Origin of the sequence: Amycolatopsis sacchari (genome assembly GCF_900114035.1) — a bacterium.
Lineage (GTDB): Bacteria > Actinomycetota > Actinomycetes > Mycobacteriales > Pseudonocardiaceae > Amycolatopsis_E > Amycolatopsis_E sacchari.
The window spans coordinates 119,118-132,223 of the sequence record NZ_FORP01000010.1 but is presented as its reverse complement, the minus strand read 5'-3'; the positions used below and the strand labels follow the sequence as shown (position 1 = coordinate 132,223).

15 protein-coding genes and 2 tRNA genes are annotated in these 13,106 nt (G+C 70.4%); 9 read left to right on the top strand and 8 right to left on the bottom strand.

Annotation, left to right across the window (positions count from 1 at the left end):
* Positions 1 to 28: 28 nt before the first annotated feature.
* From BMZ92_RS18605 to BMZ92_RS18595, 3 genes are all read right to left on the bottom strand, one after another.
* Positions 29 to 844, bottom strand: a complete 816-nt coding sequence (locus BMZ92_RS18605; RefSeq protein ID WP_091509189.1) for a SigB/SigF/SigG family RNA polymerase sigma factor — start codon at positions 842 to 844, stop codon at positions 29 to 31.
* Positions 841 to 1,278 carry an ATP-binding protein gene (locus BMZ92_RS18600; protein ID WP_091509187.1) on the bottom strand — a complete coding sequence of 146 codons (438 nt, stop codon included), beginning with the start codon at positions 1,276 to 1,278 and terminating at the stop codon, positions 841 to 843. The genes BMZ92_RS18605 and BMZ92_RS18600 overlap by 4 nt, the downstream gene beginning before the upstream one ends.
* Before the next feature lie 76 nt (positions 1,279 to 1,354).
* Complete coding sequence (locus BMZ92_RS18595) at positions 1,355 to 2,410, bottom strand: Rv2629 family ribosome hibernation factor (protein WP_091509184.1); 1,056 nt, start codon at positions 2,408 to 2,410, stop codon at positions 1,355 to 1,357.
* A 53-nt stretch (positions 2,411 to 2,463) separates the two neighbouring features.
* On the opposite strand from BMZ92_RS18595, the gene BMZ92_RS18590 reads away from it, so the two are divergent.
* Positions 2,464 to 2,802, top strand: a complete 339-nt coding sequence (locus BMZ92_RS18590; RefSeq protein WP_091509183.1) for a VOC family protein — start codon at positions 2,464 to 2,466, stop codon at positions 2,800 to 2,802.
* A complete protein-coding gene (locus BMZ92_RS18585; protein ID WP_091509180.1) occupies positions 2,799 to 3,563 on the top strand; it encodes a sulfite exporter TauE/SafE family protein in 765 nt (254 codons plus the stop codon). The genes BMZ92_RS18590 and BMZ92_RS18585 overlap by 4 nt, the downstream gene beginning before the upstream one ends.
* Here BMZ92_RS18585 and hisC read toward each other — a convergent pair.
* Positions 3,545 to 4,603, bottom strand: a complete 1,059-nt coding sequence (hisC, locus tag BMZ92_RS18580) for a histidinol-phosphate transaminase (RefSeq protein WP_091509177.1) — start codon at positions 4,601 to 4,603, stop codon at positions 3,545 to 3,547. The genes BMZ92_RS18585 and hisC overlap by 19 nt on opposite strands.
* 105 nt (positions 4,604 to 4,708) lie before the next feature.
* Between hisC and BMZ92_RS18575 the strand changes: the two genes are divergently transcribed.
* The 5 genes from BMZ92_RS18575 (at position 4,709) to BMZ92_RS18555 (ending at position 9,433) form a co-directional block, all read left to right on the top strand.
* Complete coding sequence (locus BMZ92_RS18575; protein ID WP_091509175.1) at positions 4,709 to 5,326, top strand: dienelactone hydrolase family protein; 618 nt, start codon at positions 4,709 to 4,711, stop codon at positions 5,324 to 5,326.
* 14 nt (positions 5,327 to 5,340) lie between these two features.
* A complete protein-coding gene (locus BMZ92_RS18570) occupies positions 5,341 to 7,323 on the top strand; it encodes an acetoacetate--CoA ligase (protein ID WP_091509173.1) in 1,983 nt (660 codons plus the stop codon).
* 73 nt (positions 7,324 to 7,396) lie between these two features.
* Positions 7,397 to 9,073: a phosphatidylglycerol lysyltransferase domain-containing protein gene (locus BMZ92_RS18565; protein ID WP_177228768.1), complete on the top strand. Its 1,677-nt coding sequence runs from the start codon at positions 7,397 to 7,399 to the stop codon at positions 9,071 to 9,073.
* Positions 9,074 to 9,228: 155 nt separating this feature from the next.
* A tRNA-Ser gene (locus tag BMZ92_RS18560) sits at positions 9,229 to 9,318 on the top strand.
* Between the two features lie 42 nt (positions 9,319 to 9,360).
* Positions 9,361 to 9,433, top strand: a tRNA-Arg gene (locus BMZ92_RS18555).
* A gap of 186 nt (positions 9,434 to 9,619) precedes the next feature.
* Here the strand turns inward: BMZ92_RS18555 and BMZ92_RS18550 are convergent.
* Together BMZ92_RS18550 and BMZ92_RS18545 are read right to left on the bottom strand one after the other, a co-directional pair.
* Complete coding sequence (locus tag BMZ92_RS18550; protein WP_091509169.1) at positions 9,620 to 10,084, bottom strand: GyrI-like domain-containing protein; 465 nt, start codon at positions 10,082 to 10,084, stop codon at positions 9,620 to 9,622.
* A 66-nt stretch (positions 10,085 to 10,150) separates the two neighbouring features.
* The gene (locus tag BMZ92_RS18545) at positions 10,151 to 11,002 is read right to left on the bottom strand and encodes an HNH endonuclease (protein WP_091509166.1); all 852 of its coding nucleotides are present in this window, start codon (positions 11,000 to 11,002) and stop codon (positions 10,151 to 10,153) included.
* Positions 11,003 to 11,162: 160 nt separating this feature from the next.
* Here BMZ92_RS18545 and BMZ92_RS18540 point away from each other — a divergent pair, with 160 nt between their 5' ends.
* The gene (locus BMZ92_RS18540; RefSeq protein ID WP_245783124.1) at positions 11,163 to 11,654 is read left to right on the top strand and encodes a hypothetical protein; all 492 of its coding nucleotides are present in this window, start codon (positions 11,163 to 11,165) and stop codon (positions 11,652 to 11,654) included.
* Positions 11,655 to 11,735: 81 nt separating this feature from the next.
* Here BMZ92_RS18540 and BMZ92_RS18535 read toward each other — a convergent pair whose 3' ends face one another.
* Both BMZ92_RS18535 and BMZ92_RS18530 read right to left on the bottom strand, forming a co-directional pair.
* Positions 11,736 to 12,329, bottom strand: a complete 594-nt coding sequence (locus BMZ92_RS18535; RefSeq protein WP_091509162.1) for an ImmA/IrrE family metallo-endopeptidase — start codon at positions 12,327 to 12,329, stop codon at positions 11,736 to 11,738.
* 2 nt (positions 12,330 to 12,331) lie between these two features.
* On the bottom strand, positions 12,332 to 12,703 hold the full coding sequence (locus tag BMZ92_RS18530; protein ID WP_091509159.1) for a helix-turn-helix domain-containing protein: 372 nt from the start codon (positions 12,701 to 12,703) through the stop codon (positions 12,332 to 12,334).
* A gap of 122 nt (positions 12,704 to 12,825) precedes the next feature.
* Here BMZ92_RS18530 and BMZ92_RS18525 point away from each other — a divergent pair, with 122 nt between their 5' ends.
* Positions 12,826 to 13,047, top strand: a complete 222-nt coding sequence (locus BMZ92_RS18525; protein ID WP_091509157.1) for a DUF2188 domain-containing protein — start codon at positions 12,826 to 12,828, stop codon at positions 13,045 to 13,047.
* Positions 13,048 to 13,106: the final 59 nt, after the last annotated feature.

Sequence of the window (13,106 nt, the reverse complement as noted above, 5' to 3'; positions counted from 1 at the left end):
GCCGGGCCGGCTGGAAACCGTTGTCACCTCAGCGCGAGACGGAGTCCTCGTCCTGCTCGGTGAGCCCGTCGCGCAGCCGTTCCAGCGTCCTGGCCAGCAGCCGTGAGACGTGCATCTGGGACACGCCGATGCGTTCCGCGATCTGGGTCTGCGTCATGTTGTGCACGAACCGGAGCCCGAGGATCTTGCGTTCCCGCTCCGGCAGTTCCTGGATCAGCGGCAGCAGCGCCTCGTGGTTTTCGACGCCCTCGAGCGCGGCGTCCTCCTCACCCAGCGTGTCGCCGAGCGCGAGGTTCTCCGTGTCGCCCGAGAGCACCTCGTCCAGCGACATCGAGTGGTAGGCGTTGCCCGCCTCCAGGCCCTCGAACACCTCGTCCTGGCTGATGCCCAGGTGCGTGGCGATCTCGCTCGGCGTCGGGGCGCGGCCCAGCGACTGCGCGAGCTCGGTGTTCGCGGCGGAGATCGACAGGTGCAGTTCCTTCAGCCGCCTCGGGACCCGCACGAGCCAGCCCGTGTCGCGGAAGTGCCTGCGGACCTCGCCCATCACCGTCGGCACCGCGAAGGACAGGAAGTCCGAGCCGCGGCTCGCGTCGAACCGGTCGACGGCGTTGATCAGCCCGACCGTGGCGACCTGGACCAGGTCCTCCTTCGCCACGCCGCGCCCGGAGAAGCGTTGCGCGATGTGCTCGGCCAGCGGCAGGTGCCCGGTCACCAGTTCGTCCCGCAGCGCGGCCCGCCGGGGGTCGTCCTTGTCCAGCGCCGCGAGTTCCTCGAACAGCGGAGCGAGGTGCTCGTATTCGTTCGAAGAAGTGGGCTTCGCTGGCTCGGCTCGGGAGCCGGTCACGCGCCCGCCCCTGAGGGGTCGACCACGACCCGCCGCTTGGCGAGCTCGATGTCCACCTGGTGCCCTTGCTGCCCGTTCGCCGTGACGCGGCTGTCGACGGAGTCCGTCAGCGTCGTCAGCACGCGCCAGCCGAACGACTTCGTGCTGGGGGAGCTGTCGCTGTCGGAGTGCACCGTCCCGGTGAACCGCAGTTCGTCACCGGACACGGTGAACCGGCAGCGCATGGTGCTGCCGGGGACCGCCCGCGTGATCAACGTCGAGCACGCCTCGTCCACGGCCAGCCGCAGGTCGGCGATGGCGTCGAGGTCGAAGTCGGCGCGGGTGGCGATGGTCGCCACCACGGACCGCACGATCGGCAGGTGCACCAGGTCGGCAGCGAGCCACAGCTCGATGTCGTTGTTCGCGTGCAGGCGCGGGGGTTCCCAGTCTGCCACTTTCACCTCGCCGTAGTTCGGATGTCGCTGCGCACCATGATGCCTCGAACGGGGGACTTCCGCCCGCTGATGATCATCAGTTGTGGCGGAGGATCGCGCCGAAGCCTTCCGTCAGTGCGCTGTCAACGTAGACGAGGTCCGCGCCGACCGCGATGGCGGCCACCGGGACCGCCTCGTCGGCCCGCCGCTGCCGCACCTCCCGCGCGCCCATCGTGCGCAGTTCGGCCTCCGCGACGGCGATGTGGGTGGGCGAGTCGCCGACGTACACGGTGGCGTCCTGGGGGTCGCTGATCAGCAGCGTCTCGACGTTGCCCTCGACCAGCGCGGCCGTCACGGCTTCGAGCCCGTCGACCGCCAGGCCGCTCTCGCTGTTGAGGGCGTTGTGGAAGCGTTCCAGCACCTCGTCGAGGCGGCGCTGCTTCGCGGTCAGCACGACTTCGCTCGCGACGTCGGAGTGCGTGACTTCCTGCGTGATCTCCCGCAGCCGCTTCGGCAGTGCCTCGCACACCGCGCGCCGCCCCTGGATCTCGCCGGCGATCACGACCAGCTCGGCGCCGATGCGGTCGGCCAGCCTGGTGACGTCCTCGGCGACGTCGGCGACGTTGCGCCGGATGGTCTCTTCGGTGTGCTGGCGCATCGGGTACTGCGCGGTCCCGCCGCCGCGGACGTGGTGCACGGGGTGTTCGCGGCCGGTGACGTCGTCAGCGGCGATTTCGCCGCCGTGCTCGTCGTACGCGCGCACGGTCGCGTTGACCTGGTCGACGGTCGCGACGACGTATTTCAGCCCCGGCTTGGCGTAACGGGTCAGCGGGAGGACGTACGGCAGGTCCGACACGCGCGTGACGGGCGCGGCGGGCGGCTCGTCGAGCTGCTCGTCGACCACGACGGCGTTCCCGGCGGCGACGAGCCCGCGCCCGCTGCGGCCGACGGGGCGCGAGCTGTCGCGCACGGCGGCTTCGAGCGCGTCGAGCGACTCGTCGGGGGCGTGCTGGGCGGCCAGCTGGTCGCGTAGCTCCCGCCACCGGAGTTCGAGCTGCTTCGCCGCGTCCTCGGTGTCGTGGGAGTCCTCGAAGTAGACGGACGTGAACGGACCTGTGGTGGTCACCAGCTGTCGTAACGTCGTCGTCTGCATGGCCCGGTGGTACCCCGGTGCGAGCAGGGCAAAACGTGCTGTTCGATGGGGGTATGGCGGCTGAGTTCAAGGATCTGTGCCTCGACGCGAACGATCACCAGGCGCTCGCGGACTGGTGGTGCGCGGCCCTCGGTTACCGGCGGCACGACCCGGACGGCGACCCCGCGTCGCCGGTGCCCATCGAGGACCCCGCGGGCCGCGGCCCGCTCATCTGGATCAACCCCGTGCCCGAGCGCAAAACCGTGAAGAACCGGATGCACCTGGACGTGTGGGGCTCGGCGGAGGAGCTGCTCGCCGCCGGTGCGACGCTGGTCAGGGCGCGGGACGAGGACATCGAGTGGGACGTGCTCGCCGACCCGGAGGGCAACGAGTTCTGCGTGTTCGCCCGATGACCTGGTGGCACGGGGTCCTGGTGCTGCTCGCCGGGGTGTGGGCGGGTGCGATCAACGCGGTGGTGGGGTCCGGGACGCTCGTGACGTTCCCGGTGCTGGTGGCGCTGGGCTACCCGCCGGTGACGGCGACGACGTCGAACGCGATCGGGCTCGCGCCGGGCACGATCAGCGCCGCGGTGGGGTACCGGCACGAGCTGGCCGGCCAGAAGTGGCGGATCGTGCGGTACGCGGTGCCGTCGTTCCTCGGCGCGTGCTGCGGCACGGTGCTGTTGTTGTCCTTGCCGCCCAACGCTTTCGAGACCGTCGTGCCCGTGCTCGTCGGGCTCGCGGTGGTGCTGGTGATCGTGCAGCCGAAGGTGTCGACGTGGGTCGCGAAGCGGCGCGAGCGCGGCTCGGGCGAGGTGCCGCAGACCACACCGCTGCTGCTGTTCCTGATCTTCCTCGTCGGCGTGTACGGCGGGTACTTCACCGCCGCGCAGGGCGTGATGCTGATGGGCATCATGGGCATGCTGCTCACCGATCCGCTGCAACGGCTCAACGGCATCAAGAACGTGCTCGCCGCCGTCGTGAACGTGGTGGCGGGGGCCATCTACGCGTTCGTCGCGCCCATCAGCTGGCCGGTGGTGGCGCTGCTCGCGGTCGGCTCCACGCTCGGCGGGCAGCTCGGCGCCAAGATCGGCAGGCGCCTGCCGCCCGCCGTGCTGCGGGCCGTGATCGTCGTGGTCGGACTCGCCGCGATCGTTCAGCTGGTCCTGCGGTAGCTGCGGGCGGCGTGCAGGAACAGGTCGTTCTCCTCGGGGCGGCCGATGGTCACGCGCACGCCGTCACCGGCGAACGCCCGCACCACGACCTTGTTCGCGAGCGTGTGCTCGGAGAAGTCCAGCGCGGCGTCGCCGAGCGGCAGCCACACGAAGTTCGCTTGCGTGTCAGGCACTTCGTAGCCCGCGTCGAGGAGTGCGGCCCGCACGCGCTCGCGTTCGGCGACGATCGTCCCGCACCGGGCCAGCAGCTCCGGCTCCGCGTCGAGCGACGCCATCGCGGCGATCTGCGCGAGCGAGTTGACGCTGAAGGGCACGTACACCTTCCGCATCGCGGCGGCGATCTGCTCCGGCCCGACGAAGTAGCCGACACGCAGCCCGGCGAGCCCGTACGCCTTCGAGAAGGTGCGCAGCACGGCGACGTTGTCCCGCGCCCGCACGTAGTCCAGCCCGTCCGGCACCTCGGGGTCCGTGACGAACTCGCGGTACGCCTCGTCGAGCACGACGAGCACGTCCGACGGGACGCGGTCGAGGAAGCGGTCCAGCTCCGCGCGCCGGTTCGCGGTGCCCGTGGGGTTGTTGGGGTTGCAGACGATGACGACCTTCGTCCGCGGCGTGACGGCGGCGGCCATCGCGTCGAGGTCGTGCGTGTGGTTGGCGTCCAGCGGCACCTTCACCTGCTCGGCGAGCGCGATCTGGCTGGCGATGGGGTACGTCTCGAACGACCGCCAGGCGTAGACGACCTCGTCGCCCGGCGCGCACATCGCGTGCATCAGCTGGTGGCACAGGGAAACCGAGCCACAGCCCACGGCGACCCGCTCGACGGGGAGGCCGACCTTCGCCGCCAGCCGCGCGGCGAGCTTGCCGATGCTCGGGTCCGGGTAGCGGTTGAGGCCCGTGGCGGCCTCGGCGATCGCCCGCGCCACGCTCGGCAGCGGCCCGTCGGGCACCTCGTTGCTGGACAGCTTGATCGCTCCCGGCACGGTCCGGCCCGCGACGTAGTCGGGGAGGGAAACGAGATCGGCGCGGGGCTGGACGGGCATTGCGATGCTCCTTCTGGGCGAAAAGCGGCTGCTGTCACCGTAACCCGTGAGTTCCGACCAAGTTCATGTTGACTTCTGTTCACTCTCAGGTGGTTGAGTAGGGAGATGACGCAGACGCACACCGAGCACTACGAGCGTGACGACGGTCGCGCGATCGAGCTGACCTACGCCGAGCCGGAGAACGCCGTGCGGGGCGGGCTGGTCGTACTGCACGAGGCCGAGGGCATCACCGCGGGTGTGCGCCTGCTGATCGGCAGTCTCGCGACCGAGGGCTGGCTGGCCGTCGCGCCGCACCTGAAGGGCGACCCGGAGCAGGAGGACATCCTCGCCGCCACCGACATCGCGCTGGCCTGGCTCGTCGACCACGGGGTGCAGGCCGACCTCATCGGCGTCGTCGGGTTCGACCTCGGCGGCACCGCGGCGCTCGTCGTCGCCGCCAACCGGAAGCTGGGCGCGGCCGTCAGCGTCGGCGGGCAGGGCGGCAGCGACCTCGTCGCGAGCGCGCGCAAGCTGAGCAGCCCGTGGCTGGGGATCTTCGGCGACGCGGGCGACGAGCCCGCCGCGGCCGAGGTGGAGCAGCTGCGGGACGCCGCGGCCGCGTCCGGTGTGGTCACCGACGTCGTGCGCTACCCCGGCGCGAACCACCGGTTCGACGCCGATCCGAAGGCCGCCGTCGAGGCGTGGCAGCGCACGCTGAACTGGTTCGACGCGCACCTCCGCTGACGTAAAGTCGGCGTGTGACCAACGACGCTGACATCCCCGAAGTGCTGTGGCGCCCCGCTCCTGACCAGGTCGCGGGCAGCAGGATCCAGGCCTTCCGCGAGTGGCTGGCGAGCCAGCGAGGCGTGCGGGTGGCGGACTACGACGAGCTGTGGCGGTACTCGGTCTCCGACCTGGCCGGTTTCTGGGGCGGCCTCGCGGAGTTCCTGGCGCTGCGGTGGCACGACCGGCCGAGGTCGGTGCTCGACGGCGCGGACATGCCGGGCGCCACGTGGTTCCCCGGCGGCACGCTGAACTACGCCGAGCACGCGCTGACGCCCGGCGTGGCCGGCGCGACGAAGGCGGACGACGAGCTCGCCGTGATCTTCTCCCGGGAGGACGGCGCCGGCGCGCGGCTGACCTACGGAGAGCTGCGGAGCCAGGTCGCCGCGGCGCGGGCCGCGCTCGTCGCGCTCGGCGTCGGCAGGGGCGACCGGGTGGTCGCGCTCGCGCCGAACTGCCCGCAGACGCTCGTGGCGTTCCTCGCCACGGCGAGCCTCGGCGCGGTCTGGTCGTCCTGCTCGCCCGACTTCGGCGTCCGCGCGGTCACGGAACGCTTCGCCCAGATCGAGCCCAAGGTGCTCATCGCCGTCAACGGCTATGTCTACAACGGACGGTCGTTCGACGTGCGGCCGACGGTGGAGCAGCTGCGCCGGGAAATCCCGTCCCTCTCCGCGACCGTCCTCATCGGCTACGCGGGCAGCGGCGAGCTCGACGGCGCGCTCGACTGGGACGAGCAGCTGCGCGAGCACGCCGGGGCGGAGCTGGAGTTCGAGGCCGTCCCGTTCGACCACCCGCTGTGGGTCCTCTACTCCTCCGGCACCACCGGCCTGCCCAAGGGCATCGTGCACGGGCACGGCGGCATCGTCCTCGAACACCTCAAGGCGCTGGCCGTGCAGAGCGATCTCGGCCCCGGCGACCGGTTCTTCTGGTTCACCACGACCGGCTGGATGATGTGGAATTTCCTCATCGGCGGGCTGCTGGTGGGCACGACGATCGTGTTGTTCGACGGCAGCCCCGGCCACCCGGACCTCGGTGCGCTGTGGCGCCTCGCGGAGCGGGAGCGGATCACGTACTTCGGCACGTCGGCGCCGTTCGTGCAGAGCTGCCTCAAGGCGCGGCTGGAACCGGGCGCGGAGTACGACCTGTCGTCGTTGCGCGCCATCGGGTCGACGGGTGCGCCGCTGAGCGTCGAGGGCTTCCGGTGGATCGCCGAGAAGGTCGGCGCGAGCATCCAGATCTGCTCCGTGTCGGGCGGTACCGACCTGTGCGCGGCCTTCGTGTGCGCGGCGCCGGACGTGCCGGTGTGGCTGGGCGAGCTGTCGTGCCGTGCGCTCGGTGCCGCCGTGGCCGCGTACGACGACGACGGGAACGAGGTCGTCGAGGAGGTCGGCGAGCTCGTGGTGACGCAGCCGATGCCGTCGATGCCGGTGTACTTCTGGAACGACCCGGACGGCTCGCGGCTGCGTGACGCGTACTTCGACTACTACCCGGGCGCGTGGCGGCACGGGGACTGGATCCGGATCACCGAGCGCGGGTCCGCCGTGATCTACGGCCGCAGCGACTCGACGCTCAACCGCGGCGGGGTGCGGATGGGCACGGCCGAGTTCTACCGCGTCGTCGAGGGCTTCGACGAGATCGCCGACTCCCTCGTGATCGACACCACCAGCGTCGGGAATACCAACGGTGAGCTGCTGTGTTTCGTGGTGTTGGCGGAGGGCGCGGTGCTCGCCGACGTCGAGCCCGCGCTGCGGAAGGCGCTGCGGGCGGAGTTGTCGCCGAGGCACGTGCCGGACCGGTTCATCGAGGTGGCCGCGGTGCCGAGGACGCTCAACGGTAAGAAGTGTGAGGTCCCGGTCAAGCGGATCCTGGCCGGGATGCCACTCGACAGAGCGGTGAGCCGCGACGCGCTGGCCAACCCGGACGCGTTGGGGCCGTTCGTGGAGCTGGCCAGGGGGTAGGCAGCAGGAGGGGAGCGGGTTGGTGGGGAGGCCGTTGGCGGGCGAACGACACGTGTCGCCGGCGCTGTGGCGCCTGACCGGGGCCGCGTCGGTCGCCGCGATCACGTCGACGACGCGGCTCGTCGGGCTGGTCGCGGTGCTGTCGGTGGTGCTGCCCGCCGGGCGCAGGGGGTTGCGCGGGCACGTCGCCGAGTGGCTGGAGTTGCCGCAGGACGCGACGACGGCCGCGGCCGCGGTCGTGCTGGTCACCGGTGTGCTGTTGATCCTGCTCGCGTCGGGTCTGCGGCGGCGCAAGCGCCGGGCGTGGCAGCTGGCGCTCGCGGCGAGCGTGCTGCTGGCGTTGTCGCACCTGGGGTTGCGCCACGTGTTCGGTGCGGGGCTGGTGTCGGTCGCGCTGGCGGTGGCGTTGCTGGCGAACCGGCGGCACTTCATCGCGCTGCCCGATCCGGTGACCGGGCGGTGGCGGGCGGTGCGGGTGTTCCTGCAGCTGGCGCTGGCCGGGTTGCTGATCAACTTCGCGCTGCTGTCGTTCGCCCCGCGGGCGTTCGTGGAGCCGCTGGACTGGCAGGGCAGGCTCGCCGACGCGGCGCTGGCGTTGATCGGCGTGAGCGGCCCGGCGGTGTTCCGCGTCACGTGGATGGACGACCTCACCACGTCGGTGGGGTTGTTGTTCGGGCTCGGCGCGGTGCTGGTCGCGGCCTATTTCCTGCTGCGCTCGGCGGAGCCGGCGCCGCACACGTCGGAGGCGGAGAAGGCGCGGCTGAAGGAGCTGCTCGACCAGCACGGCGAGCGGGACTCGCTGGGCTACTTCGCGCTGCGCGACGACAAGTTCGTGGTCTTCTCGAAGACGGGGAAGGCGGCGGTGACGTACCGCGTGATCGCCGGTGCGGCGGTCGCGTCGGCCGATCCGCTGGGGGACAGCGAAGCCTGGCCGGGGGCGATCGAGGAGTTCCTGGAGGTGTGCCGGCGGCACGGCTGGGTGCCCGCGGCGATGGGCTGTTCCGAGCTGGGGGCGACGGTCTGGGCGCGCTACGACCTGGACGTGCTGGAGATCGGTGACGAGGCGGTCGTCGACGCTGCGACGTTCACGCTGGAGGGCCGCGTCATGCGCGGGGTGCGGCAGGCGGTGTCGCGGACGAAGCGGGCCGGGTACGAGGTGCGGGTGCGCCGGACGGAGGAGCTGAGCGCCGAGGAGCTGCGGGAGCTGGAGTCGCTCGCGGCGAACTGGCGGGGCAGCGACACCGAGCGCGGGTTCTCGATGGCGCTGGGGCGCATGGGGGATCCGGGTTCGGTGGTCGTGACGGCCGAGCAGGGGGGCCGGGTGCGGGGGCTGCTGCAGTTCGTGCCGTGGGGGACGCAGGGGCTGTCGCTGGACGTCATGCGCCGCGACCGCAGCGCCGACAACGGTGTGAACGAGCTGATGATCTCCGAGCTGCTGCTGAGGGCGCCCGAGCAGGGGGTGAGATATGTCTCGCTGAACTTCGCGGCGTTCCGGAAGCTGCTGGAGGAGGGGCGCCGGATCGGTGCGGGCCCGGTGGCGCGCGTCTCGGCGAAGGTGCTGGGCTGGGCCTCGAAGTGGATCCAGATCGAGACGCTGTACCGGTTCAACGCGAAGTTCCAGCCGAACTGGGTGCCGCGGTTCCTGGTCTACCCGGGCGTGCGTGAGCTGCCGAGGGTCGGCGTGGCGGTGTTCGAGGCCGAGGGGCTGGGCGGCCGTTCCCGCTGGCTGCGACGCTTGCTGCAGCGGTGACGGGGGTGCTGGGGCGGCTGTGGTGCAAGTTACAGCAGTTCTTGCGCTCGCTCACCTGTTTTCGCTGCTCAGGGCGGTTGTTGGGCGGGCGAGGGGGTGCTGTTTCCCCGGCTTCGGGGGATGTGTACTCTATCCAGGCAGTGGTCGTTGATCCGGGAGGCTTCGCCTAGTCTGGTCTATGGCGCCGCACTGCTAATGCGGTTGGGGGTAACCCCCCCTCCCGGGTTCAAATCCCGGAGCCTCCGCTCAGCGCCGGTTCGCCGGATGCTAAGTTAATAACTGAACAAGCGCCCGTAGCTCAACGGATAGAGCATCTGACTACGGATCAGAAGGTTAGGGGTTCGAATCCCTTCGGGCGCGCGTCTGGTTGAGACAGCAAGACCACGAGACCCCCTGGTGACAGGGGGTCTCGTGCTGTCTGGGGTCTTGCTGTGGGGGTGGGGTTGCGGCGGGGTTGCCAACTTATCGCCAGCTTTGCCTCGTGACGCTGGCTTGCCGAGGGGCACGACGTGGAGCGCTGGCGTCGGTGACTTCGGCCGCCCGGCGTCAGTCCTCCAGCGGCAGGTACAGCTCCGTGCGGAGTTCGGCCGGGTCCATCTCCGGCGAGGGCTTCGTCGCGTAGACCTCCCACCACAGCGAGCCGGGGCGCAGCTTCTGGGCGCCCAGCCACGAGTGGAGGCGCTGCCACGATTCGGGCAGACCGTCGTAGCCGCCGACGTGGACCAGGCGAGCGATGCGGCCGCCCGGGAGCTTGCCCGGTGTCACCTCTCCGTTCGGTTCGACCGGCCGATCCGTGGCAAAGCCGATCTCGACATCCACGCGCTCCGGCGTGAACGACCGGTACAGCGCGAACGCAGGCCCTGCGATCTCGATCCCCTGGGCGGCGATCGTCGCGGGCAACGCCTGGAAAGCGCTGTCGAAGAAGCCCGACAGCTCAGCGAGTGGCAGCTCACGACGGATCACCGCCGTCACCACGGGCTCCGCGACCACGATCTCCGGTTCGACACTCATGCACGCCTCCACTTTCGACTCTCGCAGGTATGGACCTGGGAACGGCCGAGAACTCATCGGTGGAGATCAACCGGACTTGAGGAAGCGCTCGAAGCGTCGTTGGAGCCGGTCGGGATCGGGGCGATCGTTGCGGGAGTGGGGCAGCCGGATCTGCTGCTCGTGCAGCTTCTGCAGGCCGTACTGCAGCATCGGCCCGCCTTCGTCTTCGAGCACGACCCGCGCGATGTGGATGGTGTAGTCAGGCGAGATGCCGAGTTGCTCGTTGTCGTACGCCGCGTGGTGGAGCTTGCAGAGGCTCAAACCATTGGAGATCACGGGCGCCCCGTCGTCCTCCCCGTCCGCGATGATGTGCGCCGCGTCGAGCAGGTTGCGGTAGGGCAGGTCGCAAGCGGCACACCGCGTCTCGTACGCGCGCAGAACGGTGGCTCGGAAGGCGGGCTGGTGCAGGCGCTGTCGGGCCACCCGCCGGGAATACCGCTTCTCCGCGTCCGTCAGATCCTGCTTGGTGTCGTCGAGCCGCAGGTCCGGATCGAACGAGATGTAGAACCGCTGCATGGCCCGCTCGTCGGCCACGACGTAGGCGGGGAAGGCGGGGACGTACCTGCCGGTGGTGATCTTCGCCAGGAAGATGATCGGCAACTCGAGTTCGTACGCCCGGCGGAGCTTGGTGTTGTCGCCGAACTCGGTGCCCGATCGGTAGGCGTAGCTGTAAAGCCCGTTCTCCTGCGGGCCGTCTTGGTAGGAGCTGACGTCCGACGACATGATCGACAGGGTGGCGAGCAGATCCTTCGGGTTGCGGATGCCCCGGTTGCGGTCCAACAGGCTCAGATGCTGCCCGTCCACCTCGAAGCGCGTGAGCTCGTCGCGGGTCAGGCTCCCGTCGGGAGAAGCCTCGACCGCTTCCTGCAGCAGATCCATGACGCGTTGTCTCAGGCGCCGTTCCTCAGCAAGGTTCACCCCTCGCTTGTACCACGTACTACCGAAAACCCCTGGTCTCCGGTATCTCGCCTGGTTAGGGTGGGCGCGGCACTGCTGGCTCGGGGATTGGCGGTCCTGGCGGATGGGTACTTCCTCGCGTATGACTCGCACGCTGCTCGGGATCTATCTCAACGATCACCTTGCCGGCGCGATGGCGGGGGTGGACCTGGCCAGACGGCTCGCCCGCAGCGAGGGCGAGTGGGCCGGCAACGGCAAGCTCGAGCGGCTCGCCGAGGAGATCGAGCAGGACCGGGCCGCCTTGCTGGAGATCATGGCCGCGCTGGGTGAGCCCGTGCGGCGCGTGGAGATGTGGACGGGCCGGCTCGCGGAGAAGGTGGGCCGCCTCAAGCTCAACGGGCGCGTGGTGCGGCGCTCCCCGCTCAGCAGGCTCGTCGAGCTCGAGGCGATGCGGCTCGGTGTCGAGGGCAAGGTCGCCGGGTGGCGCACCCTCCGCGTCCGCGCCGCCGTCGACGCGCGGCTCGACGCCGACCGGCTCGACGAGCTGATCGCCGGCGGGCGCAGCCAGATCACGCGGCTCGAGCGGTTGCGGGCGCGGGCCGCCGAGGAGCTGTTCGGCAGCGGGGGCGAGTGATCTCCCTGGCGCGCAAGGAGATCCACTCTGTCCCCTGTGGACGGACGGCGAGTTGTCCCCAGGTGTGGGCAACGCTGTGGATCACCGCGCCGCCGCGAGTCCCTCCCTCCTGACGCTCTCCCGCCAGCGGCAGGCGACCCGGCGCGCGCCCGTGACGTTCATCCGCCACCGGGCCATCGCCGTGCTCACCTGGAACCGGTTCGCCACCGAATGGTCCGACCACCCGCGGAACGCGGCGATCCGCGCGGCGTCCGTCGGCACCAGCAGCTCGCCGGACAGCTCCGCCGCCTCCTCCTCCAGCCACCGCACCGCCGACCGGCAGCCGTTCTCGTCCGCCAGCATCGGGCCGAACGGGTGCTCCAGCAGCACGTGCGCCATCTCGTGCGCCATCGTCGAGCGCCGCCGCCGCCACGGCTGCACGTGGTTCTCGATGATCACCACGCCGCTCGGCTGCAGCGGCACGAGCGCCGCGGAGAACACGTGCGGCCGCACCTCCGTCAGGTACCGCACCGATTCCGGCGGCAGCACCGGGTTGGTCAGGTCGAAGGTTTCGACGCCGTACAGCTTCGCCAGCTCGTACGGGTCCAGCGGGTCGAGCAGCCCGATGCCCAGCTCCTGCCGCACCTCCAGGGTGATGGCCCTGGCCTCCTTCTTGAAACCGCGCCGCAGTGCCACTTTCAGCCTCCCTTGTGGCGAGCCCTCATGTGCCTCAACGTGATGCCGACGACGTCCAGCACGTGCTGCTGGTCGGCCTCGCTGAGCTCCTCCTCCGCGCGCAGCAGTGGCGCCAGCTGAGCCTCCAGTGACGGCCTGGCCCGCTTCTCCCGCGCGCCCTCCGGCCACACCATGAACGTCTCCGCCGGCATCCCGAGCCACTGCACCAGCGCGATGAACCCGTCGAGGTCCGGCCGGTGCCCGTTGCCCATCCTGCTGACCAGTGACGGGCTCACCCCGGCCTCGGCCGCGAGCTGGCGCCACGACAGGCCTCTGGCCTCCCGCTGCGCGTCCAGCGCCGCGTACAACCTGGGTGCGTCGAGCCTTCCGGGCATCTTGGACTTCCTTCTTGTGGGCTATCCTTGCGCGGTTGAAACGGGGTTGCGGGTGTGAGACACTTTTGCTTGTCGGGAACATTGTTGCACCTCTGCAACTCTCCTGGGGGAGGAATTGTGTCATGAAGTGCACCGTCTACTGGGTTTCGCCCCTGCTGGGCAGCTGGGACGTGCGACGGATGGGGCAGGTCGTCTCGCATCACGGGCGCAAGCGCGAGGCGGTGCGAGCCGCCGCCGGGCTGGCGCGGCGGGACCGGCCCAGCCTGCTGCAGATCCAGCGGCGGGACGGTTCGATCGAGAGCAGGCGCGTCTACCGGCGGGGTGCGCCGGTGCCTGGTGGATGAGCCCCCTCGGGGTGGTTGTTCGAACATGGGTTCGATACTAGGGAGGGGGTGTGACAGTG